A 23,554-nucleotide genomic window follows, 5' to 3' on the forward strand; every position below is an offset into this window, starting at 1 on the left:
TTCTATGACACACCAAGCAGTGTTTATCACGGGCGCATCATCCGGCATTGGGCGGCAGTTGGCTGAAGACTTTGCTGCCCAAGGTCACCACGTCTACGCATGCGGTCGTTCACAAACCAAGCTAGAAGAGGTCAAAGCAGGGCGAGAGAACGTATCGACGCTTAGCTTTGATGTCACAGACTCAGTTCAGGTTAAACAAGCTGTGAGCTCACTCGCAGTGCCGCCAACACTGTGGATTATCAACGCAGGAGACTGCGAATATATTGATGATGGCGTTTTGGATGCACAGCTTGTCGCTCGTGTGATGAATATAAACGTGATAGGCAGCGTGAACGTTTTGGAAGCGATCCAGGAGCGACTCGATGCGCAGCACCATGTCGTCGTGGTGAGTTCGATAGCGGGTGAACTCGCACTCCCTAGAGCAGAGGCCTATGGTGCTTCTAAAGCGGCAATCACTTATATCACCCGCACACTCCAGTTAGATTGGAAATCAAAGGGAGTCATGCTGAGTTGCGTATTCCCGGGCTTTGTGAAAACGCCGCTCACAGACAAAAACGATTTTGATATGCCGATGATAGTGACGCCCGAAGAGGCATCATCGGCAATACGAAAAGGCATCGAAAAGCGCCAAAAAACTATCTATTTCCCAAAACGGTTTACCTCAATACTTAGGGTAATTGCAGCATTACCTTACAGTTGGCAAACAAGGTTGGTAGGTAAACTTCTTTAAGACGGTCAAGGATAATAACAATGAAAATAGCAATAGTAGGAACTGGAATTTCAGGCTTAACGTGTGGTTACTATCTACATAAAGACCATGACATTACCCTGTACGAAGCCAATGATTACATTGGTGGACATACGGCCACTGTTGATGTGGAAGTCGATGGCAAAGGCTATGCGGTAGACACAGGTTTCATTGTGTACAACGACAGAACCTATCCCAATTTCATTAAGATGATGAATGAGATTGGAGTGAGAGGCGTGCCGACCCAAATGAGCTTCAGCGTTAAAAACGCATCGAATGGATTGGAGTACAACGGGCACACCATACCTACTTTGTTCGCTCAGAAGAGAAACTTACTCAGTCCAACCTTTTATCGGTTTATCTTCGAGATACTGCGTTTTAATAAGCTCGCCAAAGCCTCCGCAGACAATACAAACATGAGTGAGCAAACTCTCGGTGAGTTTTTAGCGACCAACGAGTTCTCAGATTATTTCACCCAAAACTATATCCTACCAATGGGCGCTGCAATTTGGTCATCGACGCTGGCCGACATGCGCTCATTTCCGCTTCGTTTCTTCTTGCGATTTTTCTTAAACCACGGACTACTTGACGTCGTAGACCGCCCTCAGTGGTATGTCATAGAAGGTGGCTCAAGAGCTTATATCGACCCGCTCACCAAAGGATTCGCGGATCGAATCCGTTTGAACTCTCCGGTGAGTAAAGTGGAACGTGATTCGTTGGGAGTGAAAGTGACATCTAATGGCGGCACGGAACAGTTCGATAGAGTTATCTTCGCTTGTCATAGCGACCAAGCGCTCAATATGCTTGAAGAGCACTCAGACGACGAGAAAGAGATTTTAGGGGCGATGGAATATCAGCAAAACGAAGTCGTCTTGCATCGCGATATTAGCTTGTTACCAAAACGCAAAGCAGCGTGGGCATCTTGGAATTACGCCTTGGATGGCGGCGATGATGAGCAGCAGCGATTACCGACACTCACTTACAACATGAACATTCTGCAGCATATTGAGTCAGAGTCTACCTTCTGTGTATCGCTGAACTCGGCAGCCAAGATCGAGCCTTCAAAAATCCTCAGGACTTTTAACTACAGCCATCCGGTATTTACAACCGAGAGCATTGCCGCCCAGCAGCGTCGCGAGGAGCTGTGGGGACGTCGAAATACATGGTTCTGTGGTGCCTATTGGTATAACGGATTCCATGAAGACGGCGTAAGAAGCGCACTGGACGTTATACGTGGTATTCAAGAAGAGGCTTCACTTCAAAATGAACAAGGTGCGCTGTCAAGAGGAGCTGCCTAATGGAGCTTGCTAGTCGCCTAATGATTGGAGAGGTTGGGCATCGTCGCTTTGTGCCGACAAAACACAGCCTCTCTTATCCGCTGTTTATGCCTGCGATCGATCTTGATGAATTGGATATGCTGAGCAAAAACGTGTGGGGTTTTGGTGTGCGCTGGTGGCATTGGGCTAGGTTCAAGCGTGAGGACTACCTCGGTGAAGGCGACTTAAAAACAGCGGTACAAGAGAAAGTTCATGAACTCACAGGGGATAAAATTAACGGCAAGGTTATCGCTGTGTGCCACCTTCGGTACCTCGGGTTGTATTTTAGTCCGGTTAATTTCTACTATTTATATGACGAGCATGGGCAGTGGCGCTATTTATTGGCTGAAGTGAGTAATACACCGTGGAATGAGAGGCACTATTACGCAGTTAATGCCGAGCAAGGGCTGAATAGTGAGAACTGGCAGCATGAGAAAGCCTTTCATGTTTCTCCTTTTAACCCAATAGAGCAGACATACCAATGGAAGCTCAAGCCACTGAAAGATAATCTTTTTGTTCATTTGGCTTGTCACAAAGGTAACAAGGTATTTGACGCAACGTTGCAGATGAAGGCGCATCCGTTTAATTCGTCTTCGCTGATGAAGCAACTGGTCAAAACTCCGATTCTTACCGTAAAAATAGTGGTAGGCATTTATTGGCACGCGTTTAAGCTATGGCGCAAAGGCGTACCAATATACGACCACCCAGGTGATAGAAATAAAGAATTTTCGCAGCAATCGAATTCTAAGAATTAGGGAGAATTCCAATGTTACAAACAACGTCACTAGACGTACCGAAAACGTTAACCGGCATCCAAAAAACAGCCAAGGGTGTCGCGTTTGGTTGTTTACAAAAACTAGAAATCGGTACGCTTACTATCATTGAAAGCTTCTCCACCAGTGGCGACAGCTGTCGAAAAGTTGAAGAACGCTTCGGAGCCCCTCGGTCGAATGAACCTGCTGCGGTTATCGAAGTCAAACACCCTGATTTCTACCGACGTTTGCTCCAAGGTGGGAGTATAGCGGCTGGCGAAGCGTATATGGATGACTGGTGGGACAGCCCCGATCTATCCGCCCTGATGGAGCTGATGGCCCTTAACCTCGCTGCTCTTGATTCCATCGAAGACAAATCGAGCATGCTCACTAAAATCATGTACAAACTTGGTCACTGGGTAAACAGAAATACCGTTACTAAGTCTAAAGAGAACATCGAGGCCCACTACGATTTAGGCAACAGTCTCTACGAAACATTCTTGGATAGCAGAATGTTATATTCGTCAGGCATCTACCAAGCAGACACTGATACATTAGAACAAGCACAGCTCAACAAAATGGAGCGTCTGTGCCAGCAGCTAAAACTCAAGCCGAGCGATCAAGTGATGGAAATCGGAACAGGCTGGGGCGGCATGGCGATTTATATGGCGAAGCATTACGGCTGTCACGTGACGACAACGACAATCTCGGAAGAGCAATACGCGTACGCTCAGCAGCAAGTTGAGAAAGAGGGGCTCGGAGATAAGATTACCTTGCTCAAGCAAGACTACCGCTTGCTTGAGGGGCAATACGACAAACTTGTTTCAATTGAAATGATCGAAGCCGTTGGTAAGCAATTTCTCGTGTCGTATCTTAAAAAATGCCAGTCGCTGCTAAAACCCAAGGGGTTGATGGCGATTCAAGCCATAACCATCGCAGATCAACGCTACGACTATTACTCCGATAATGTGGATTTCATCCAAAAGTACATCTTCCCTGGCGGCTTTTTACCATCGATAACGGCACTCACTGCTAATAGTACAAAGCACACTGACCTTATTGTTCGAGATCTATTTGATATCGGGCAAGACTATGCCAAAACGCTTGTCGATTGGAGACATCGTTTTGAGAACGCTCTCACTCGAGTGCGTGAGCTCGGCTACGATGAGCGTTTTATTAGAATGTGGCGCTATTATTTCTGCTACTGCGAGGGCGGGTTTAGAGCCAAGAGCATTAGTACAGTGCACATCACGTTTCAGCGTGGCCAATAACGAAAACTAAGTGGAGTAGGGCGGTCATGACTCGTGGATGGAAGTTATTGATAGTGAGTACCTGGTTCGAGTTGATGTGGGCGCTGTCCGTTTTTGGTCAAGAGCGATTTCAATGGCTCGCACTTGCTCTCGCCGTGGTTACCGTTGCGACCACCTTCAACAAGCTCAATCTGTCTCTACCCATCTGGGGCGCCATTGTTGGGCTTGGTTTAGTTGTTGATAGTGCGAATGCACTCACGGGCGTTTTGGTATTTGATGCGGCGCTGTTACCTATTTGGCTCGTGGCACTATGGCTTATTTTCGCTTGGTATGCGTACTTTCTTGCTAGCTTTCTGACTTCTTATCCGATTTCTATCGTAGTAATGATAGGTGGTGTGGCAGGAGCGCTCAGCTACTTTGCAGGGTTTAAGCTCGGCGCTGTGGATACACACTTTTCTATTTTTACAATGATGGCGCTACTGTTTCTGCAATGGGTTGCCATCGTGTTTGTTGTTCTACGATTGAGCACATACTCAGAGCGGAAGGTGAGTCATGAAAGCTAAAGGGTTACTTGGATTATGTTTAGCGTTGGCTGTGGGCAGCGCCTCTGCAACCAGCGATAGACCCGTGAGTTATGAAGGTTGGGGGCAGTGGAAGGTCGTTGGAGAGGCTCAGCTCTCTTGGCTCTTTTTTGATATATATCGCTCGCAGCTGCTCGCGCCGCAAGGCACGTATGCATTGAGTAGCGACGTGTCACCTCATCCAGTCGCGTTGCGCATTGAATACCAGCGTGACATTAGCCGTGAGCAACTACTCGAAGCCACGCTCGATCAATGGGAGAAAATGGGCATCGACAAGGAAACTCGCAGCCGCTGGATAGCCAAACTGTATGACATTTTTCCGAGCGTCGCAGACGGCCATCAGCTTATTTATGTGACTGACGGTTCATCGGGCAGTTTCTACTATCTAAACAGTGACAAACCTATGCAGAAAGTTGGGCGTATTGAAGATGAGTCGCTTAATGATGGGTTTCTGTCAATTTGGTTGGGCAATAATACTCAGTACCCTAAGCTGCGAGCACAGCTTATAGGTATGAACCGATAATAAGGAACAATAATGAAACGTGTGCAGTGGCTGGCAAGATGCTTGATATTCCCTCTCGTCCTATTACTGAGCGCTTGCAGTGCTGATTTAAAGGATTACCAAGGGTCTACACCTGAGTTTAACTTGTTCGAGTACTTTGAGGGGGAAACTAAGGCTTGGGGCATGGTACAAGACTACAGTGACAAACAAACTCGTCGCTTTGAGGTGGTGATTGTCGGAACTGTGCAAGGCGACCAGATTACGTTAGTGGAAGACTTTGTGTTTGACGACGGAGAACTCGATCAGCGTATTTGGACGATAGAAAGGTTAGCCGATGGAACATACAAAGGTCGAGCGGACGATATCATTGGAGAGGCCAAAGGAGAGGTCGTCGGCAATGCGCTTCGTTGGCAGTACGACTTTGAATTGGAAGTTGACGGCTCAACTTACACCGTAGCGTTTGATGATTGGATGTATCGTCAGGACGACAAGCATCTTTTTAACCTAACCAGCATTCGCAAGTTTGGTATGGAAGTCGGAACGATTACTCTTTTCTTCCAAAAGCAGTAGCTAGTCCAAAGTGGGTCGAATGTAACAGATACAAAAGCGGCGGCGATATTACTATCGCCGCCGCTTTACTTTGTACTCAATCTAGCTAAACTCCAAGGAGAGCTATCGAGATTTACAGCTTGTCAGTTAGCTCAATCGCTTGACCGATATAGTTCGCCGGTGTCATCTCTTTTAGACGTGCTTTTTCGGCTTCAGGAAGCTCTAGACCGTCGATGAAGTTACGCATTGCTTCGCCGTCAACACGCTTACCACGAGTCAACTCTTTTAGCTTCTCGTATGGCTTCTCGATACCGTAACGACGCATGACTGTTTGTACAGGCTCTGCGAGTACTTCCCAGTTTTGATCAAGTTCAGCTAGAAGCGCTTCACGGTTCACTTCTAGTTTGCTGATACCCTTAAGTGTTGAAGTGTAAGCAATGATAGCGTAGCCACAGCCAACACCTAGGTTACGAAGAACCGTTGAATCTGTCAGGTCACGCTGCCAGCGAGAGATAGGTAGTTTTTGCGCTAGGTGAGCAAATACAGCATTTGCTAGACCTAGGTTACCTTCTGAGTTTTCAAAGTCGATTGGGTTAACTTTGTGCGGCATCGTTGAAGAACCGATTTCACCAGCGATAGTTTTTTGCTTGAAGTGACCTAGAGCGATGTAGCCCCAAACGTCACGGTCGAAGTCGATTAGAATCGTGTTGAAACGTGCAATCGCATCGAATAGCTCGGCGATGTAGTCGTGCGGTTCGATCTGAGTTGTATATGGGTTCCAAGTTACGCCAAGAGACTCAGTGATGAACTCTTCGCTGAACTTGTGCCAGTCTAGCTCTGGGTAAGCAGATAGGTGAGCGTTGTAGTTACCAACCGCACCATTAATTTTACCTAGGATCTCTACAGCTTCGATTTGCTTGTATTGACGCTCCATACGGTAAGCAACGTTTGCCATCTCTTTACCCATAGTAGAAGGAGATGCAGGCTGGCCGTGTGTACGAGAAAGCAGAGGAATATCACGGTACTCTTCAGCAAGCTTGCTGATAGCATCGATGATGTTGCGAATTTCAGGAAGAACGACAGTGTCACGAGCTTCTTTAAGCATTAGGGCGTGAGACGTGTTGTTGATGTCTTCAGAAGTACATGCGAAGTGAATGAACTCGTTTACCGCGTGAAGCTCAGGTACACCCGCTACTTTCTCTTTTAGGAAGTACTCAACCGCTTTAACATCGTGGTTAGTCGTACGCTCAATCTCTTTAATGCGTGCTGCGTCTTCTTCACTGAAGTTAGCTGCTAGCTCATCAAGAAACTGGTTAGCTTCTGCACTGAATGCTGGAACTTCTTTGATTGCATCCGTTGCTGCTAGTTTTTGCAACCAACGAATTTCAACGATAGAGCGGTACTTTAGTAGGCCAAACTCACTAAAGATGCTGCGAAGTGCAGTTGTCTTACTACCGTAACGGCCGTCTACTGGTGAAACAGCAGTCAATGCTGACAGTTCCATGATGTTCTCCTGAATTGAGTTTCTAAATTTCGTGAGCTTTATACCAATAACTGCGCCGTTTGTCACGAAGATTGCGCAAACGTTTGCGTTAATTTTATTTTGGTACAAAAAGTAAACTCGCACACCGTGCGAGTTTGTATGAGTTTGTCGTTGATGCCTCTAATAGAGCATTCTTAAAGCACGCACCAAGCCTAGAGAAGATTCCTGCCTGCGTAGGCGCACGGCCAGTGGAATGCCAATAGTCTTGTATTGTACAAACCCTAAATAGTCGTCACCCCTGCGCAGGCAGGGGTCTACTTAAAGCGTGTACCAGTTCTAAATTGATACTAATTTCTCGGTAAAAGCTCGGTAAAAAAGTACTTCCGAGTTACATTCGAGCTAAAAGAATCTGAGCCTGCTCGACCATCTTCTTACGACCGAACACCAAGTGTCTGCGTTTGCCGCCAACTTGACGCCAAAGTACCGCACTACGAATACCGGATAGAAGCAACGCACGCACTTTTTGCTGTGTGGATGTTTGCTGCAACACAGCGGGTGTGCCTGTTACTTGGATTCGAGGACCAATAGGACTGATAACATCTAGATAGACGCTTGCAAGGTTGCTAATCATTTGTTCATCGAGGAGCTCATAGTGCTCTAGCTGACGGTCAACCATTTGCAGGCGATCGCCAAGTTGCGCCATTGCGTCGTTTCGACTGTTTAGCTTACGCTCTAATGCCATAAGGCTAATGATGTAGCGCGTGATCTCGCTCCCTGTTGGGGTGCTATCGATCCCATTCACCAAACACTCAAGTCCGACTTTTAAGTCAGACTCGATACCGAACACGTCAAGCGTACTTGACGGGTTCATGTTGGTGATTGCTTTGATAGAGGTTTCAAACGCGTCTGAATCACAGTAACCGTCTTTAGCAACTCGTTGTACAAGGGCAACGGCTTGGCAAATCCCTGCAAACGCTATCGTACGGTCATAAAGTGTATTAGCCACGTAGTTCTCCTAAAAAATAATCTGCGAATTGTTTTTAGATGCGCTCTTCAATAATACCGCCACCAAGACATACGTTGTCACTGTAGAATACAGCAGACTGGCCTGGGGTGACTGCCACTTGTGGCTCATCAAAGATCACTTTAATGTTGTCATCGTCGATAGGAATAATAGTACAAGGGATATCCTGTTGACGATAGCGAGTTTTTACTGTGCATTGCAGTGGCGCAGTGATCGGTTGACGATCTACCCAGTGCAATTGTGCTGCGCGAAGGCCGTTTGACTTAAGCAGTGGGTGGTCTGCACCTTGTACTGCAATCAGTACATTACGCTTAAGATCTTTTTCAGCCACGTACCATGGGTCTTCGTTACCGCCGCCGCCTTTTTGGCCACCAATGTGTAGACCTTTACGTTGACCTAACGTGTGATACATAAGACCTTGGTGTTCGCCAATTTCTTTACCTTCTGGTGTTTCAATTTTACCTGGTTGAGCCGGTAAATAGCGAGACAAGAAGTCTGTAAATTTGCGCTCACCGATGAAACAAATACCAGTCGAGTCTTTTTTCTTCGCTGTGATAAGTCCTTGCTCTTCAGCAATGCGACGAACCTCGGGTTTTTCAAGCTCGCCAACAGGGAACAAGCTTCTTGCGATTTGCTCGTGACTCAAAGTGTATAGGAAATAGCTTTGGTCTTTATTGCTATCTAGACCACGTAGCATTTGTGGCTTTTCACCGTTCTCTGGGAAGGTGCGGCTCACGTAGTGACCCATCGCAATATAATCCGCGTCTAGCACTTCGTCTGCAAATTCTAAGAAGGCTTTAAACTTGATTTCTTTGTTACAAAGAATGTCTGGGTTAGGGGTACGACCCGCTTTGTATTCTGCTAAGAAATATTCAAACACGTTGTCCCAATATTCAGCGGCAAAATTGATCGTGTGCAGGTGGATACCAAGCTTGTCACACACCGCTTGTGCGTCAGCGAGATCCTCTGCTGCTGTGCAGTACTCTTCGTTATCATCTTCTTCCCAGTTCTTCATGAACAGGCCTTCAACTTGGTAGCCTTGCTGTTTCAGAAGATAGGCAGAAACAGAGGAGTCTACACCGCCGGACATACCGACAATCACTTTCTTTTGGCTGTTATCAGACATGTATAAATACCACCTAATTTAATTGGACGCAGATTCTAGCAGAAACGAAACCAGCAATACAGTTCCGCGAACTAAATCACACTTTCTAAGAGGAGGTAAGTGTGTTCCGAAATGGAGAAAATCAAGGGTCATAAGAAAAAAAACGCTACGTAAACGTTTGCTAAGTTTGCCTATGTTGCCGAGGTAAACTATACAGAGGTAGAATCGCCGCCCTGATCCTCCTTAATTAATCTATTACGAAGACAACCGTATGAAATTCCCAGGCCAAAGAAAGTCAAAGCATTACTTCCCAGTTCATGAAAGAGATTTGCTTGTCAGTCAATCTCAAGACAGCAAAAAGATGTCGAGAACGCACATTATTGGTATTGACCAAACCTTGGTTGATATCGAAGCAAAAGTAGACAGTAGTGTGATCGAAAAATTTGGTCTGAGTAAAGGTCACTCTCTGGTCATTGATGATGTGGCGGCTGAAGCTCTATATAAAGAGCTTAAAGAGAAAGAACTTATTACCAACGAGTATGCAGGAGGAACAATTGGTAATACGCTTCATAATTACTCTGTACTCGCGGATGATAAATCGGTACTACTTGGTGTAATGAGTGAAGACATTAAAATAGGCAGCTACGGTTACCGATATCTATGTAACACGTCTAGCCGTATGGATTTGAACTATCTTCAAGGTGTCGATGGCGCGATCGGTCGATGCTTTACTTTAATTACAGAAGACGGTGAACGTACTTTCGCGATCAGCGAAGGTCAAATGAATCAGTTAGAAGCGGATAGTATCCCTGAAAAGATTTTCAAAAAGGCATCAGCTTTAGTACTGACTGCTTATCTAGTTCGTTGTAAAGATGGCGACCCAATGCCAGAAGCGACGATGCGTGCCATCGAGTATGCAAAGAAGCATAACGTTCCTGTTGTACTTACTCTAGGTACACGCTTTGTTATTCAAGATGATCCGCAATATTGGCGTGATTTCCTAAAACAACACGTATCCGTTGTAGCCATGAACGAAGACGAGGCGGAAGCCTTAACTGGGGAAACTGATCCACTGGCTGCAGCAGATAAAGCACTAGAATGGGTTGACTTAGTACTGTGCACTGCCGGTCCGGTTGGACTATATATGGCGGGATATACAGAAGAAGAGGCAAAAAGAGAGACATCGCTGCCATTATTGCCGGGTTGTATTGCAGAGTTTAACCGTTTTGAATTTAGTCGCCCGGCTGTTAAAGAGGCGTGTGAAAACCCTATTAAAGTTTATTCACATATTGCGCCATATATGGGCGGTCCAGAAAAGATTAAAAATACCAATGGTGCAGGGGATGCGGCATTGTCGGCACTATTGCATGACATGGCAGCAAATAAATACCATAAAGAAAATGTGCCTAACTCGAGCAAGCATCAACATACTTTCTTGAGTTATTCGTCGTTTTCTCAAGTATGTAAGTACTCAAATAGAGCGAGTTACGAAGTATTAGTACAACACTCCCCACGCCTATCTCGAGGGTTACCAGAGAGAGAGGACAGCCTAGAAGAGGCATATTGGGAAAGATAAAAAAAAAGCGCCAATTATTGGCGCTTTTTTTATAAATCCACATTAAGACTGAAATTAAATTTCAAAATCTTCTAGTGATTTACCTTCGTCTAGTGCTGCTTGGATTACAGAAGGTGTACGACCTTGACCTGTCCAAGTTTTTTCAGCGCCAGTCGCGTCTACGTATTTGTACTTAGCTGGGCGTGGGGCGCGCTTAGCCTTAGTTTTGCCTTTTGATTCACCAGACAATGCTGCAATAAGATCTTCAACGTCGATACCGTCTTGTGCGATCATTTGAGCGTATTCGCTTAGTTTAGCTTCACGAGCTTCTTTAGCTGCGCGCTCTTCAGCTTCAGCTTCTTGTCTTTCACCGACAACAGTAGTTAACTTTTCTAGTGCTTCTTCTAGTTGCTCAAGAGTAAGTTCACGAGCAAATGCACGTAGGCTACGAATATTTAGTAGAGTTTTGGTTAATTCAGACATGACATTCCCATGAGATTATTTATTAGTTTCGGATTAATAATAAACACCAAACAACTAATTGACAATATTTTCGTGATATTAAAACTGTAAAAATAAGAAAACTTACAAAACTCTGATAATTCAACTCTTGAAAGTAACTTCAAAGTAGTAGTGCCCCGCCAATTCAAATCTGTTTTGAATCAATAATGAACTTTTCTCCATTATTGATGTATGAAAAGTGGATTTTGTTGCATATTGTACTAATGCTCGGCTAAATCGAGTTTACTTGTCACGAATTGTTTCGAATTTCTAAGCAACTAAATAGTTCTTTAAATTAATAACAATTAATGATGGATGCTGACAACAAGATATGTCATTGGTGGCATATATGATATCAAATACGGTATAGAGAAAGAAATTACCCTAACAAAGTCGACATATTCTTTACTCACTTGCAACATCATTCGTGTTGCATTTGGCGTCCTGATAAGTACAATGGCTCGCACCTAATGCAAGAGAAAGAACATTCTTTTAACTTGGCTCGAAATGCCAGTGAATGATTTTGCTCTTGATGTAGAGGCGCGATAGCGAAAAGTAACCATCGTTGGGGTGATACCAATGAGCGATGATGAAAGGCCCTGTCGCCGAAGTGAGAATAGACCATCAATCTTTCTCGCTGGGGTTGTCTTCGAAAGGAACAACACTGCCATAGTCTATTATATTGTTAAACTATGGAGCGCTACTGTAGGGTTGGGTGAAGTGTTCGCTTCCCTTTCGCTTAGTTCAACGTTTGCGTTTGGACTTCTCGTCCTTTTGCGCATGTCTGCAGTAGATCTCTAACCATAATAAAAAACTGGTTTTTGAAGATCATGAATTTAATCGATTTTGCTACATCACCACTTTCACTGCTACCGCCGATCGTAGCTCTGAGCTTGGCGATCATTACTCGTCGTGTACTACTCTCTCTCGGGGTAGGTATTGTACTGGGCGCTTTCCTTCTTAATGACTATTCTGTCGCAGGTGCGGCCGGTTACGTCTTTGATACTGTCTCTGGTGTTGTTATTGAAGATGGTGGTCTTAATACTTGGAACATGAGTATTGTTGGCTTCCTATTGCTACTTGGCATGATGACTGCTTTGTTAACACTGTCAGGCGGTACTAAAGCGTTTGCTGAGTGGGCTCAAGCTCGCGTTAAGAGCAAGCGTGGCTCTAAGCTCCTAGCCGCTTTCTTAGGTGTATTCATTTTTGTTGATGACTATTTTAATAGCCTAGCTGTAGGTGCGATCTCTCGTCCTGTTACTGACCGCTTTTATGTATCGCGCGCTAAGCTAGCTTATATTCTAGATTCTACAGCGGCTCCAATGTGTGTACTTATGCCTGCGTCAAGCTGGGGGGCGTACATCATGACTATCGTCAGCGGTATCCTAGTTGCCCACGGTATCACTGAGTACTCTGCGATTGGTGCATACGTTCGTCTTATTCCAATGAACTTCTATGCCGTGTTCGCGCTACTTATGGTGTTTGCCGTTGCATGGTTCCAATTGGATGTTGGCCCAATGCGCAAGCACGAGCTAAACGCGAAGCAAGGTCTAGGTTTTGATAAAGACAAAGAGAATGACGCGAAAGAAGCGCATGAACTCAACGAAGAGCTTGATATCAAAGAAAGCGACTTTGGTTCTGTCTCTGATCTAGTGCTTCCAATTCTAGTGCTTATCGGCGCAATGGTTGTGGCGATGATTTACACTGGCGGCCAAGCATTAGCTGCTGACGGTGTTGCATTCAACGTACTTGGCGCATTTGAAAACACAGATGTAGGCACGTCACTTATCTACGGTGGCTCAGCTGGTCTTCTAACAGCAGTGTTTACTGTGGTGAAACAGAAGCTATCAATCTCTGATATTGCGACGACCATGTGGATTGGTGCTAAGTCGATGTTTGGCGCTATCCTTATTCTGTTCTTCGCATGGTCGATTGGTTCTGTAATTGGTGACATGAAAACCGGTGCTTACCTCTCTTCAACCGTACAAGGCAATATTAACGTTCACTGGCTACCAGTTATTTTGTTCCTATTGTCTGGTCTAATGGCGTTCTCTACAGGTACTTCTTGGGGTACGTTTGGCATCATGCTACCGATTGCTGGTGATATGGCAGGTGCAACAGATATCGCGATGATGCTACCAATGCTAGGCGCTGTATTAGCTGGTTCAGTATTTGGTGACCACTGTTCACCGATCTCTGATACAACGATCTTGTCATCGACGGGTGCACGTTGTAATCACATTGACCACGTTGCGACTCAGTTGCCGTACGCGCTGTCTGTAGCATTGGTGTCTTGTGTTGGCTTCATTACCTTGGGTATGACAACATCTGTGTTTATCTCATTCGCTGCTGCATCAATGACATTTGTAATTGTTTGTTTTGTTCTGTCAGCACTCTCTAAAGCGAGAATGTCGCAAGAAGCGAACGTATAATCGAGAAAAGAGTCCTTGAGGGCTCTTTTTTTTCACTAATTTTTGGTTTTCGGGCAAGCGCCTCCCTCTTTTCTATGGTTTTCTCAGTCGAGAAGTAGGGCGTATCTTTCTGATAATTGACCGTTCAGTAAAAAAATTGTTTTCAATTGAAATTAGTGGTTGAAAATCGTCTTAACCTTAGTTAGTGTGAAGGTACAGACACAAAGGAACCTAAACATAAGTATGCTAAATTTTGATATGAACATTCATCATCATCACCATCACCCAGCTTAATCTTTCGGGAGATGAACGCATACCCGAGAGATAGGTAAAACTCTCGGAGGTTCGATTTAAGATTTCAAGAATTAAACCCTCGGGAGACCAAAGCTCCCGAGGGTTTTTTCGTTTTATATTTTAAAAATCAATATTTTGCACAGGGATACAGCAATGCAAACACAACGCCTAAGAATTGCGATTCAAAAAAAGGGTCGCTTAAGTAAAGAGAGCCAAGACCTACTTAAAAAGTGTGGTGTTAAGTTCAATGTAATGGGTGAGCGCCTTGTTGTTCATTCGCTAAATATGCCAATCGATCTTTTGCTCGTCCGCGATGATGACATCCCTGGTCTAATTATGGATGGCGTGGTTGACCTTGGCTTTATCGGTGAAAACGAACTAGAAGAAGTTCGTCTTGACCGTAAAGCGCTGGGAGAGGCAAACGAGTTTAAGACGCTTCGCCGTCTAGACTTCGGTGGTTGTCGCCTATCTATCGCTATCAATAAAGATGAGACTTACACGGGTCCTCAAGACCTGGCTGGTAAGCGTATTGCGACTACCTACCCACAACTTCTCAAAGCCTACATGGACGAGCAAGGTGTAGATTTTAGCGCTTGTATGCTAACAGGTTCGGTAGAAGTAGCGCCGCGTGCTGGTCTTGCTGATGCGATTGCTGACTTGGTTTCTACCGGTGCTACGCTAGAGGCGAACGGCCTAAAAGAAGCAGAAGTCATTTTCCGTTCTAAAGCGACGTTGATTCAGCGCATGGGTGAGTTTGATGCTGACAAACTAGCACTAATCGACAAACTGCTAACGCGTATGCAAGGTGTTCAACAGGCGAAAGAGTCGAAATACATCATGCTACACGCTCCAGTTGAGAAGCTTGAGCAAATCAAATCACTGCTTCCTGGTGCAGAAGACCCAACAGTATTACCGCTGTCTATGGATACGGAGCGCGTTGCTGTTCACTTAGTAAGTACTGAGAATCTGTTCTGGGAAACCATGGAACAACTGAAAGAACTTGGCGCAAGCTCGATTCTTGTTCTACCTATTGAGAAGATGATGGGGTAAGCAATGAGAACCGTAGTTTGGCAACACTTAAGTCAATCTCAGCAAGAGTCTGTTCTTGAACGCCCTGCAATTACTGAAGGCGCAAATATTACAGCGGCAGTGACTGAGGTTATTAATCAAGTTCGTAGCGAAGGTGATAAAGCCCTTCTGGATCTTACCGAGAAGTTTGATCGCGTTCGTCCTGAGTCGATTCGAGTTTCTGCCGATGAGATTGAAGCGGCATCAGCGCGCCTTTCTGACAACATGAAGCAAGCGCTCGAGCAAGCGTACTCAAACATCGCTAAGTTTCACAAAGCGCAACGCCCAGAAGCATTGCGCGTAGAAACGCAGCCTGGCGTGGTGTGTGAACAGGTCACTCGACCAATTAATAAAGTTGGTTTGTATATCCCGGGTGGCAGCGCTCCGCTGCCATCAACCGTATTAATGCTTGGTGTTCCAGCCCAAATAGCGGGTTGCCGCAAAGTCGTGTTGTGCTCGCCTCCACCAATTGCGGACGAAATCTTGTATGTCGCTAAATTGTGTAAGATCGATGAGGTGTACAACGTCGGTGGTGGTCAAGCGGTAGCGGCTATGGCGTATGGAACAGAGACTGTTTCGAAAGTGGATAAAATCTTTGGTCCTGGTAATGCGTATGTCACAGAAGCTAAGCGCCAAGTGAGCAATGACTTCCGCGGCGCTGCGATTGATATGCCAGCGGGTCCTTCAGAAGTGCTCGTGATCGCTGATGAGAGCGCAGACCCTGACTTCGTAGCGTCTGATCTATTAAGCCAAGCTGAGCACGGTCCTGATTCTCAAGTGGTTCTCGTAACGCCTTCACCAGTGATTGCTGACCAAGTAACGGAAGCCGTTAAGAGACAGCTAAAACAGCTTTCACGCGCTGATATCGCAGAAAAAGCACTGGGCTCTAGCTTAATCATCATCGCTGAATCACTCACGCAATGCGTGTCTATCTCTAACTACTATGGTCCAGAGCACCTAATTGTTCAGACAAAGAGTCCACGTGAACTATTGCCGTTACTCGACAATGCTGGTTCTATCTTCTTGGGCGATTGGTCTCCTGAATCAGCGGGCGACTATGCGTCAGGTACAAACCACGTATTGCCGACTTACGGTTACACGCGCACCTATTCAAGCCTTGGTTTAGCGGATTTCTCAAAGCGTATGACAGTACAAGAGCTAAGTGCGGACGGTCTACTAGGTCTAGCACCAACGGTAGTGACCATGGCGGAAGCTGAAGGTCTTGATGCGCACAAACGTGCGGTAACCATCCGTGTTGAGAAACTCAACGCTCAAAAGGCGTAGACAGGAGAGTGACTGATGGAAAAATTAGCTCGTAAACAGGTTCAAGAATTGACGCCGTATCTGTCTGCGCGTCGCATTGGCGGCAGCGGTGATATCTGGCTTAATGCTAACGAGTCACCATTCAACAATGAATACAAAACTGACTTTGCTCGTCTAAACCGATACAGCGAATGTCAGCCAAAACAGCTTATCGAAGCCTATGCCAATTATGCCGGTGTAAAGCCTGAGCAAACACTGACTTCACGCGGTGCAGATGAAGGTATTGAGCTGTTGATTCGCGCTTTCTGCGAGCCAGGCCAAGACAGTATCCTTTACTGTCCACCAACCTATGGTATGTATGCAATTAGCGCCGAAACAATTGGCGTCGAGCGCAAAACAGTGCCGCTGACAGCCGATTGGCAGCTTAACCTACCAGAGATTGAAGCGAACTTAGAGAGTGTGAAACTGGTTTTTGTTTGTAGTCCTAATAACCCTACAGGCAACTTAGTTAACCGTGATGACATCGTTTCTCTGTTAGAAATGACAAAAGACAAAGCCATTGTGGTTATGGATGAAGCGTATATTGACTTCTGTCCAGAAGCGTCAACGGTCGATCTCTTAGCTCAATACCCGAATCTTGCGATTTTACGTACGCTTTCTAAAGCGTTTGCACTGGCAGGTCTTCGCTGCGGTTTCACGTTGGCAAATGAAGAGTTAATCAACGTATTGCTTAAGGTTATCGCCCCTTACCCAGTGCCTATCCCTGTTGCAGAAATTGCAATACAGGCGTTGTCTGAGCAAGGTTTGGCAAGAGCGAAGTTCCAAGTGCTCGATCTGAATGCGAATCGCGCTTACTTGCAAGCGGGTTTATCAACCCTACCGGGCGTGACTGTGTTTGAAGGTTGGGGTAACTATCTTTTGGTGAAATTCCAAAACGGTGACGAGCTATTTAAAGCCGCTTGGGACACAGGCATTATCTTACGTAACTCGCCAATTGAAGATTGCGTGCGAATTAGTGTGGGTAATCGTGATGAGTGTGAGAAGACCTTGTCATTTATCCGAAACTTATTAGAACAAAGTGCAGCTTAAGTACACCATCAAAAAGGATTTATAGAGTGAGCAACCAACAGAAAATTTTATTCATAGACCGTGATGGTACGTTAATCGTTGAGCCACCAGTCGACTTTCAAGTTGACCGTCTTGATAAACTAAAACTTGAGCCTTATGTCATTCCCAGCCTACTTGCTCTGCAAGATGCAGGCTATCGCCTAGTTATGGTGACCAACCAAGATGGTTTAGGTACAGACAGCTACCCTCAAGCGGATTTTGATGCCCCACACACTATGATGATGGAGATCTTCGAATCTCAGGGTGTGAAGTTTGACGATGTACTTATTTGCCCTCACTTTGATGAAGACAACTGTTCATGCCGTAAGCCTAAGCTGGGTCTTGTTAAAGAGTACCTACAAAGCGGCAAGGTGGACTTCAAAACCTCAGCAGTGATCGGTGATCGCCAAACGGATCTCCAATTGGCTGAAAATATGGCTATCCGTGGTATTCAGTACAACCCAGAAACGATGGGTTGGAAGCAGATCTTAAAAGATCTAACAGTCAAAGCTCGTACTGCAGAAGTGGTGCGCACGACCAAAGAAACCGACATCAAGGTATTTGTAAACCTGGATGAAGCAGGCGGCAACGAGATCTCTACAGGTATGGGTTTCTTCGACCACATGCTGGACCAAATCGCGACTCACGGCGGTTTCCAGATGAAGTGTCTCGTCAAAGGCGATCTTCACATCGATGATCACCACACGGTCGAGGATACGGCGTTGGCGTTAGGTCAGGCGCTTAAAGAGGCGCTTGGAGATAAGCGCGGTATTGGTCGTTTTGGTTTCAGCCTTCCGATGGATGAATGTCTTGCACAGTGTGGTCTTGACCTCTCTGGCCGCCCTTACCTTAAGTTTGATGCGGAGTTCTCTCGTGAACAAGTTGGCGACCTATCAACTGAGATGGTTGTGCATTTCTTCCGTTCACTGACAGACACACTCGCTTGTACGTTGCACCTGTCTTCAACAGGCGATAATGACCACCACATCATTGAGAGCCTATTTAAAGCATTTGGACGTACGCTTCGCCAAGCAATTAAAGTCGAAGGCAATGAGCTTCCGAGCAGTAAAGGAGTACTGTAATGGCTACCTCTACTCAAAATGTTGTCATTATTGATACCGGCTGTGCCAATGTTTCATCGGTGAAGTTTGCAATTGAGCGCCTTGGCTATCAAGTGGTTATCTCAAAAGAGCCAGAAGTTGTACTGGCTGCGGACAAGCTATTTTTGCCAGGTGTTGGCACCGCAAGTGAAGCGATGAAAAATCTTGAAGAGCGTAACCTTATCGACCTCGTCAAGCAGGTTGAAAAGCCAGTTCTGGGTATCTGTCTTGGCATGCAACTGCTAGGCAAACTTTCTCAAGAGAAAGGTCAGAAGGCTGATGAGCTTGTTGAGTGTTTGGGTCTGTGTGAAGGCGAAGTAAGACGATTGGAAACTGGCGATCTTCCATTACCGCACATGGGTTGGAATACCGTTAAAGCTGTCGCTGGAAATCCGCTATTTGCGGGTATTGAAGAGGGTGAATACTTCTACTTCGTGCACAGCTTCGGGATGCCTGTTGGTGACTACACCATTGCCGAGTGTGATTACGGAAACCCATTTAGCGCTGCCATTCAAAGTGGTAATTATTATGGTGTTCAGTTCCACCCAGAGCGCTCGTCTAAAGCGGGCTCTAAGCTGATTCAGAACTTTTTGGAGCTGGTGTAACTCACCGCTTTGCTAAAAATTGATTATCGCCTCACAAGGTAGTGGGGCAAAAGGATTGAAACGTGATTATTCCTGCATTAGACCTTATTGAAGGACAAGTTGTTCGTCTATACCAAGGTGACTATGGTCAAGTTACCGAATACAAAGTTGACCCGGTAGAGCAGTTTAACCTTTACCACCAAGCAGGCGCGAACTGGCTGCATCTTGTTGACCTTACTGGCGCAAAAGATACCACAGCACGCCAGTTAGATCTTATTGCTACACTGCTTGCTGGTACGCCTGCCAATATTCAGATCGGCGGTGGCGTGCGCAGCGAGCAAGATGTGGTTGACCTACTTGAAGCAGGTGCTCAGCGCGTTGTTGTGGGCTCTACAGCGGTTAAACAGCCGGAACTAGTGAAAGGCTGGATGGAGAAATACGGCGCTGAGCGCATTGTGCTAGCGCTAGATATTAATATCGATGAAAGCGGGACTCGCAAAGTGGCGATCTCTGGCTGGCAAGAAGATTCAGGCGTAACGATCGAGGCGCTGATTGATGATTACCTAACAGTGGGTCTCAAGCATGTGCTGTGTACTGACATCTCACGTGATGGCACATTGGCAGGCAGTAACGTTGAGTTGTATGTGGACCTGTGTAAGCAGTATCCTCAGGTGCAATTCCAGTCATCTGGTGGTATCGGCAGCTTGGCTGATATTGAAGCGCTCAAGGGTACGGGGGTGTCAGGTGTTATTGTTGGTCGAGCATTGCTAGACGGCAAGTTTACCGCAGAGGAGGCATTCCAATGCTGGCAAAGCGAATAATTCCATGTTTAGACGTCCGTGATGGACAGGTGGTAAAAGGGGTTCAGTTCCGCAACCACGAAATCATCGGTGATATCGTTCCTCTTGCGGCGCGCTATGCAGAAGAGGGTGCGGATGAGCTTGTATTCTACGATATCACGGCATCGAGTGATGGTCGTGTTGTTGACAAAAGTTGGGTAGCCCGTGTTGCAGAGGTGATTGACATTCCTTTCTGCGTGGCTGGTGGTATCAAATCGGCCGAGGATGCGGCTCGAATTCTCGAGTTTGGCGCAGATAAAGTGTCGATCAACTCTCCTGCACTTGCGAACCCAGAGCTGATTACTGATCTTGCCGACAAGTTTGGTGTTCAGTGCATCGTAGTAGGCATCGATTCGTATTTTGATAAAGAAACAGGCAAATATCAGGTTTATCAGTTTACAGGTGATGAAGCACGCACCAAAGCGACGAAGTGGGAAACTCGTGACTGGGTTCAAGAGGTTCAAAAACGTGGAGCGGGCGAGATTGTCCTTAACATGATGAACCAAGATGGCGTGCGTAACGGCTATGATATTGAGCAGCTAAACATGGTTCGTGAAGTATGTAACGTACCATTGATTGCGTCAGGTGGAGCGGGTGCCATGGAGCACTTTGCTGAAGCATACAAGAAGACAAATGTTGATGGCGCGCTCGCGGCATCGGTATTCCACAAACAGATCATCAATATTGGTGAGCTGAAGCAGTATTTGAAACAAGAAGGTGTGGAGATCAGACTATGAGTCAAACAGCCGTTGATCTAAACCAACGAATCGATTGGGATAAAGTGGATGGTTTGGTACCAGCAATTGTTCAGGACTTCCAATCTAGCCAAGTACTAATGATGGGTTATATGAACCCTGCAGCGCTTGAAAAGACGCTTGAAACTGAGCAAGTCACGTTTTTCTCGCGCACTAAATCCCGCCTTTGGACGAAAGGCGAAACATCAGGAAATGTGCTGCAGCTTAAAAACATCGCATTAGATTGTGACAACGACACCTTGCTCGTGAAGGTAGACCCAATCGGTCCTACTTGTCACACAGGCACAACGACTTGTTTTGATGGTGACTCTCAAGAGGAGTCGCAAATGGTGTGGCTTCATCAGCTTGAGCAACTGCTTGCCGCTCGAAAAGATGCGGATCCGGAATCTTCTTATACCGCGAGTCTCTATGCCCGTGGCACCAAGCGTATATCGCAAAAAGTGGGCGAAGAAGGCGTTGAAGTCGCGCTTGCGGCAACGTCGGGTGACAAGGCGGAGCTAGTGTGTGAATCAGCAGACCTGATTTATCACTTGATGGTACTGCTACAAGATCAAGGTCTATCAATGAATGATGTGGTCAATAAGTTGAAAGAGCGCCACAAGTAATTACATGTTATTGAAAAAGCGAGCCATTGGCTCGTTTTTTTTGTGCTTGATTCTGAAGGGTGAGCTAAAACCTCATCGTCAAACCAACCTGTGTTTGAAATTGATTCATCCATTTGGTCTTAAACCCGATAAAACAGCTTTGATCGTCAGTGGGTAAGTTACAGATCGATATGGAGTCACTGCTTACCACTGTACCTTGCCATCTAATTTGGCCGTTGAGCGCGAAGTTTTTCGTTATGTGATACTCCATGCCACCAAAGATACTGGCAGCAAACCCAGTATGAGAGCTTGTCCACTCTCCGGAAGTATGTGACGCCCCAAGTCCTGCTCCAATATAGCCGGAGGTTTTGTCGGTCCAAGCATATTCAGCGCTACTTTGAAATTGTAAGTATTGAATACTTGAATCAAGATTTAAGGTATCGAGTGAAGAGTCTTGCTTGGAGTAGTAGACCCCCATCCGACCATTACGAAATGGGAATTCGACAGCAAGTGCTGCATTAGCGGATGGAGAAATATCATAGCTTTTTCCTTCTCCGTCCTTGGCTGCACCGCCAAGCGTATAACCGACAAACGGTGTAACAATGACGTTGCTTTGCGCCGAAAGACAGAACATTGCAGCAAAAGAACCTATCACGATTGGCGTTAGTTTCATCCTAATTTCCCCCAAGCCAAAGCTCGAAAATTACATTAGTTGTACTAGCATTAATTATAGTGTGACACTAACACCATAATTTTGAAGCGGTTATTTGTATAGTAGCAGTACATGTCACAATGGTAATGAAAAGTTACATCTGGAGGAGTTATGGAATACGACCTAAAAGTAGCATTGACGATTGTCACTATTGCGTTTAGCGCTATTATCGCTTTTGGCGTTATCGCGATCGGCGCTTAACGAGCGGCTCTAGCGCGGCATATTATGGCGAACTCAGGTATAGTCACTAACCGCCAGACTGTGCTCGATTACGAACAGTTTGGTAAATACCTTGACGGCAAAACCGCGCTCGTCGCGCAAGGTGGAGGACAAAGAGGTATCTTCACATCCGGTGTATTGGATGCCTTCTTAATGTCCAATTTTGATCCCTTTGATGAATTTTATGGCACATCTGCAGGTGCACTAAACATCTGTGCTTTTCTATCTCGCCAAGCCGAGCTGGGTAAATCTTTCATTCTCGACTTAACCACTGATCCCGAGTTTTTTCACCTCTTCAGCTTTATTCGCCGCAAGCAGTATCTCAATTTGAAGTGGGCTCTTGATAAAATCTGCGACTATCCCTATAAGTTGGACGTAGATATGGGCAGACGGGTGATCGGCCATAGGCGTGCATTTGCTGCTACGACCGACATCGCGACCCTTAAAGATCACTACTTACCCATGTTGCAAGAGGACTGGTATCAAGTCTTGATGGCGACCAGTGCGATCCCTACCTTATTTGAAGGCTCTGTGTCGCACCTAGGGCGCGAGTTTATTGATGGCGGCGTTTCTGCGTCCATTCCTGTGCAAGAAGCATGGAGACAGGAGTGTCGCAGTATCATTGTGATACGTACCGAGCAATATGTATCAGAAGACCCTTTATCAGCAGAAGATGCGCCGATCGTTACCGAATCGCCCACTTGGTTTAGAGAGTCTTTGAATAGCCTTCAACTCCAATGGCAGGAAAAAGTCGAGCAATGGTCCAGTGATTGGGGCGCTTTTTTTGAGGGTCAGCGACTCAAAGCAAATGCCATCAAACAAGCCGATCACCTTAAACTCATTAATGGTGGACGTTGGTTATTTGGAGCCGGGGACATTTACCGACTCAGTCACCTGTTTGGAGACCGTTTTGATTCAGGTTTGGCGGACATGCTTATGGTGCATTATCAGACCTACTCACTGACCAGCGAGTTTCTCAAGACCCCGCCTGACGACTGCTTTATATGGCAAATTGCACCAGATGAACCACTCAAAACCTCATCCTTATTGAGTGATGTCGATGATATTTTGCATGACTATCAAGTGGGTCTGGATGCCGGATATCGATTCGTTGAAAGCTATAATCTCGCCAAACAACATAAGAAGATAAACTGTGCCAATAACGATCTCTGGCGTCCTAATCAAGCGAGTTAACCTCACCATCCTCACTTATTAATAATAGCTAAATAAGTCGCCATTTCGGTAACAAGGC

At 45.9% G+C, this 23,554-nt stretch carries 24 protein-coding genes, 1 riboswitch and 1 other annotated feature; of the genes, 19 read left to right on the forward strand and 5 right to left on the reverse strand.

The genetic code is table 11. The features are described from left to right. The first annotated feature begins 4 nt into the window (after nt 1–4). Genes J4N45_RS12795 through J4N45_RS12825 form a run of 7 tightly spaced genes read left to right on the forward strand, consistent with a single transcriptional unit; the run spans nt 5 to nt 5,719 of the window. A complete protein-coding gene (locus tag J4N45_RS12795; RefSeq protein WP_252011672.1) occupies nt 5–730 on the forward strand; it encodes an SDR family NAD(P)-dependent oxidoreductase in 726 nt (241 codons plus the stop codon). Nucleotides 731–750: 20 nt separating this feature from the next. Then, the gene (locus J4N45_RS12800) at nt 751–2,046 is read left to right on the forward strand and encodes an NAD(P)/FAD-dependent oxidoreductase (protein ID WP_252011673.1); all 1,296 of its coding nucleotides are present in this window, start codon (nt 751–753) and stop codon (nt 2,044–2,046) included. After that, a complete protein-coding gene (locus J4N45_RS12805) occupies nt 2,046–2,819 on the forward strand; it encodes a DUF1365 domain-containing protein (RefSeq protein WP_252011674.1) in 774 nt (257 codons plus the stop codon). The genes J4N45_RS12800 and J4N45_RS12805 overlap by 1 nt, the downstream gene beginning before the upstream one ends. Nucleotides 2,820–2,830: 11 nt before the next feature. Further along, on the forward strand, nt 2,831–4,087 hold the full coding sequence (locus J4N45_RS12810) for an SAM-dependent methyltransferase (protein ID WP_252011675.1): 1,257 nt from the start codon (nt 2,831–2,833) through the stop codon (nt 4,085–4,087). A gap of 53 nt (nt 4,088–4,140) precedes the next feature. After that, nucleotides 4,141–4,629, forward strand: a complete 489-nt coding sequence (locus J4N45_RS12815; RefSeq protein WP_252011676.1) for a DUF2878 domain-containing protein — start codon at nt 4,141–4,143, stop codon at nt 4,627–4,629. Then, the gene (locus tag J4N45_RS12820; protein ID WP_042476838.1) at nt 4,619–5,170 is read left to right on the forward strand and encodes a chalcone isomerase family protein; all 552 of its coding nucleotides are present in this window, start codon (nt 4,619–4,621) and stop codon (nt 5,168–5,170) included. The genes J4N45_RS12815 and J4N45_RS12820 overlap by 11 nt, the downstream gene beginning before the upstream one ends. Nucleotides 5,171–5,182: 12 nt before the next feature. Continuing rightward, nucleotides 5,183–5,719 (forward strand): DUF3833 domain-containing protein, encoded by a 537-nt coding sequence (locus J4N45_RS12825; RefSeq protein ID WP_252011677.1) that lies wholly within the window; start codon nt 5,183–5,185, stop codon nt 5,717–5,719. Between the two features lie 112 nt (nt 5,720–5,831). Here the strand turns inward: J4N45_RS12825 and purB are convergent, their stop codons facing one another. The 3 genes from purB to mnmA form a co-directional block, all read right to left on the reverse strand. Then, nucleotides 5,832–7,202 (reverse strand): adenylosuccinate lyase, encoded by a 1,371-nt coding sequence (purB, locus tag J4N45_RS12830; protein WP_128648469.1) that lies wholly within the window; start codon nt 7,200–7,202, stop codon nt 5,832–5,834. A gap of 367 nt (nt 7,203–7,569) precedes the next feature. After that, a complete protein-coding gene (gene hflD, locus J4N45_RS12835) occupies nt 7,570–8,187 on the reverse strand; it encodes a high frequency lysogenization protein HflD (protein WP_042476845.1) in 618 nt (205 codons plus the stop codon). 34 nt (nt 8,188–8,221) lie between these two features. Beyond that, nucleotides 8,222–9,331, reverse strand: a complete 1,110-nt coding sequence (mnmA, locus tag J4N45_RS12840; protein ID WP_042476848.1) for a tRNA 2-thiouridine(34) synthase MnmA — start codon at nt 9,329–9,331, stop codon at nt 8,222–8,224. Nucleotides 9,332–9,581: 250 nt separating this feature from the next. On the opposite strand from mnmA, the gene J4N45_RS12845 reads away from it, so the two are divergent. Beyond that, nucleotides 9,582–10,886, forward strand: a complete 1,305-nt coding sequence (locus J4N45_RS12845; protein ID WP_128648453.1) for an inosine/guanosine kinase — start codon at nt 9,582–9,584, stop codon at nt 10,884–10,886. A 54-nt stretch (nt 10,887–10,940) separates the two neighbouring features. Here J4N45_RS12845 and J4N45_RS12850 read toward each other — a convergent pair whose 3' ends face one another. Further along, nucleotides 10,941–11,348 carry an H-NS family histone-like protein gene (locus J4N45_RS12850; RefSeq protein WP_042476854.1) on the reverse strand — a complete coding sequence of 136 codons (408 nt, stop codon included), beginning with the start codon at nt 11,346–11,348 and terminating at the stop codon, nt 10,941–10,943. Nucleotides 11,349–11,893: 545 nt separating this feature from the next. After that, nucleotides 11,894–12,077, forward strand: a riboswitch (Lysine riboswitch). A gap of 119 nt (nt 12,078–12,196) precedes the next feature. Between J4N45_RS12850 and J4N45_RS12855 the strand changes: the two genes are divergently transcribed. The 9 genes from J4N45_RS12855 (at nt 12,197) to hisIE (ending at nt 21,392) form a co-directional block, all read left to right on the forward strand. Further along, nucleotides 12,197–13,798, forward strand: coding sequence for a Na+/H+ antiporter NhaC family protein (locus J4N45_RS12855; protein ID WP_234495552.1), 1,602 nt, complete (start codon nt 12,197–12,199; stop codon nt 13,796–13,798). A 248-nt stretch (nt 13,799–14,046) separates the two neighbouring features. Next, nucleotides 14,047–14,183: a sequence feature (His leader region), on the forward strand. 41 nt (nt 14,184–14,224) lie between these two features. Next, nucleotides 14,225–15,121 carry an ATP phosphoribosyltransferase gene (gene hisG / locus J4N45_RS12860; RefSeq protein WP_252011678.1) on the forward strand — a complete coding sequence of 299 codons (897 nt, stop codon included), beginning with the start codon at nt 14,225–14,227 and terminating at the stop codon, nt 15,119–15,121. A 3-nt stretch (nt 15,122–15,124) separates the two neighbouring features. Beyond that, on the forward strand, nt 15,125–16,423 hold the full coding sequence (gene hisD / locus J4N45_RS12865) for a histidinol dehydrogenase (protein ID WP_252011679.1): 1,299 nt from the start codon (nt 15,125–15,127) through the stop codon (nt 16,421–16,423). 15 nt (nt 16,424–16,438) lie between these two features. Further along, nucleotides 16,439–17,491 (forward strand): histidinol-phosphate transaminase, encoded by a 1,053-nt coding sequence (gene hisC / locus J4N45_RS12870; RefSeq protein ID WP_252011680.1) that lies wholly within the window; start codon nt 16,439–16,441, stop codon nt 17,489–17,491. Nucleotides 17,492–17,517: 26 nt separating this feature from the next. Beyond that, nucleotides 17,518–18,591 carry a bifunctional histidinol-phosphatase/imidazoleglycerol-phosphate dehydratase HisB gene (hisB, locus tag J4N45_RS12875; protein ID WP_252011681.1) on the forward strand — a complete coding sequence of 358 codons (1,074 nt, stop codon included), beginning with the start codon at nt 17,518–17,520 and terminating at the stop codon, nt 18,589–18,591. Continuing rightward, nucleotides 18,591–19,214 (forward strand): imidazole glycerol phosphate synthase subunit HisH, encoded by a 624-nt coding sequence (hisH, locus tag J4N45_RS12880; RefSeq protein WP_128648454.1) that lies wholly within the window; start codon nt 18,591–18,593, stop codon nt 19,212–19,214. The genes hisB and hisH overlap by 1 nt, the downstream gene beginning before the upstream one ends. Before the next feature lie 62 nt (nt 19,215–19,276). Further along, nucleotides 19,277–20,014 carry a 1-(5-phosphoribosyl)-5-[(5-phosphoribosylamino)methylideneamino]imidazole-4-carboxamide isomerase gene (hisA, locus tag J4N45_RS12885; RefSeq protein WP_252011682.1) on the forward strand — a complete coding sequence of 246 codons (738 nt, stop codon included), beginning with the start codon at nt 19,277–19,279 and terminating at the stop codon, nt 20,012–20,014. Next, nucleotides 19,996–20,769, forward strand: coding sequence for an imidazole glycerol phosphate synthase subunit HisF (gene hisF / locus J4N45_RS12890; RefSeq protein ID WP_234495558.1), 774 nt, complete (start codon nt 19,996–19,998; stop codon nt 20,767–20,769). The genes hisA and hisF overlap by 19 nt, the downstream gene beginning before the upstream one ends. Then, nucleotides 20,766–21,392, forward strand: a complete 627-nt coding sequence (hisIE, locus tag J4N45_RS12895) for a bifunctional phosphoribosyl-AMP cyclohydrolase/phosphoribosyl-ATP diphosphatase HisIE (protein WP_252011683.1) — start codon at nt 20,766–20,768, stop codon at nt 21,390–21,392. Before hisF ends, hisIE begins: the two co-directional genes overlap by 4 nt. 64 nt (nt 21,393–21,456) lie before the next feature. Here the strand turns inward: hisIE and J4N45_RS12900 are convergent, their stop codons facing one another. Continuing rightward, nucleotides 21,457–22,044, reverse strand: a complete 588-nt coding sequence (locus J4N45_RS12900; protein WP_252011684.1) for an outer membrane protein — start codon at nt 22,042–22,044, stop codon at nt 21,457–21,459. 150 nt (nt 22,045–22,194) lie between these two features. On the opposite strand from J4N45_RS12900, the gene cydH reads away from it, so the two are divergent. Next, entirely contained in the window at nt 22,195–22,284 is a 90-nt protein-coding gene (gene cydH, locus J4N45_RS12905; protein ID WP_128648458.1) for a cytochrome bd-I oxidase subunit CydH, read from the forward strand. Between the two features lie 24 nt (nt 22,285–22,308). Next, nucleotides 22,309–23,496: a patatin-like phospholipase family protein gene (locus tag J4N45_RS12910; protein ID WP_252011685.1), complete on the forward strand. Its 1,188-nt coding sequence runs from the start codon at nt 22,309–22,311 to the stop codon at nt 23,494–23,496. Nucleotides 23,497–23,554: the final 58 nt, after the last annotated feature.

Origin of the sequence: Vibrio sp. SCSIO 43140 (assembly GCF_023716585.1) — a bacterium.
GTDB classification, from domain to species: domain Bacteria; phylum Pseudomonadota; class Gammaproteobacteria; order Enterobacterales; family Vibrionaceae; genus Vibrio; species Vibrio maritimus_B.

Coding starts and splice junctions, on each gene's coding strand:
- J4N45_RS12795 (WP_252011672.1), top strand. CDS start 5: ATGACACACCAAGCAGTGTTTATCACGGGCGCATCATCCGGCATTGGG.
- J4N45_RS12800 (WP_252011673.1), top strand. CDS start 751: ATGAAAATAGCAATAGTAGGAACTGGAATTTCAGGCTTAACGTGTGGT.
- J4N45_RS12805 (WP_252011674.1), top strand. CDS start 2,046: ATGGAGCTTGCTAGTCGCCTAATGATTGGAGAGGTTGGGCATCGTCGC.
- J4N45_RS12810 (WP_252011675.1), top strand. CDS start 2,831: ATGTTACAAACAACGTCACTAGACGTACCGAAAACGTTAACCGGCATC.
- J4N45_RS12820 (WP_042476838.1), top strand. CDS start 4,619: ATGAAAGCTAAAGGGTTACTTGGATTATGTTTAGCGTTGGCTGTGGGC.
- J4N45_RS12825 (WP_252011677.1), top strand. CDS start 5,183: ATGAAACGTGTGCAGTGGCTGGCAAGATGCTTGATATTCCCTCTCGTC.
- purB (WP_128648469.1), bottom strand. CDS start 7,202: ATGGAACTGTCAGCATTGACTGCTGTTTCACCAGTAGACGGCCGTTAC.
- mnmA (WP_042476848.1), bottom strand. CDS start 9,331: ATGTCTGATAACAGCCAAAAGAAAGTGATTGTCGGTATGTCCGGCGGT.
- J4N45_RS12845 (WP_128648453.1), top strand. CDS start 9,582: ATGAAATTCCCAGGCCAAAGAAAGTCAAAGCATTACTTCCCAGTTCAT.
- J4N45_RS12850 (WP_042476854.1), bottom strand. CDS start 11,348: ATGTCTGAATTAACCAAAACTCTACTAAATATTCGTAGCCTACGTGCA.
- J4N45_RS12855 (WP_234495552.1), top strand. CDS start 12,197: ATGAATTTAATCGATTTTGCTACATCACCACTTTCACTGCTACCGCCG.
- hisG (WP_252011678.1), top strand. CDS start 14,225: ATGCAAACACAACGCCTAAGAATTGCGATTCAAAAAAAGGGTCGCTTA.
- hisD (WP_252011679.1), top strand. CDS start 15,125: ATGAGAACCGTAGTTTGGCAACACTTAAGTCAATCTCAGCAAGAGTCT.
- hisC (WP_252011680.1), top strand. CDS start 16,439: ATGGAAAAATTAGCTCGTAAACAGGTTCAAGAATTGACGCCGTATCTG.
- hisH (WP_128648454.1), top strand. CDS start 18,591: ATGGCTACCTCTACTCAAAATGTTGTCATTATTGATACCGGCTGTGCC.
- hisF (WP_234495558.1), top strand. CDS start 19,996: ATGCTGGCAAAGCGAATAATTCCATGTTTAGACGTCCGTGATGGACAG.
- hisIE (WP_252011683.1), top strand. CDS start 20,766: ATGAGTCAAACAGCCGTTGATCTAAACCAACGAATCGATTGGGATAAA.
- J4N45_RS12900 (WP_252011684.1), bottom strand. CDS start 22,044: ATGAAACTAACGCCAATCGTGATAGGTTCTTTTGCTGCAATGTTCTGT.
- cydH (WP_128648458.1), top strand. CDS start 22,195: ATGGAATACGACCTAAAAGTAGCATTGACGATTGTCACTATTGCGTTT.
- J4N45_RS12910 (WP_252011685.1), top strand. CDS start 22,309: ATGGCGAACTCAGGTATAGTCACTAACCGCCAGACTGTGCTCGATTAC.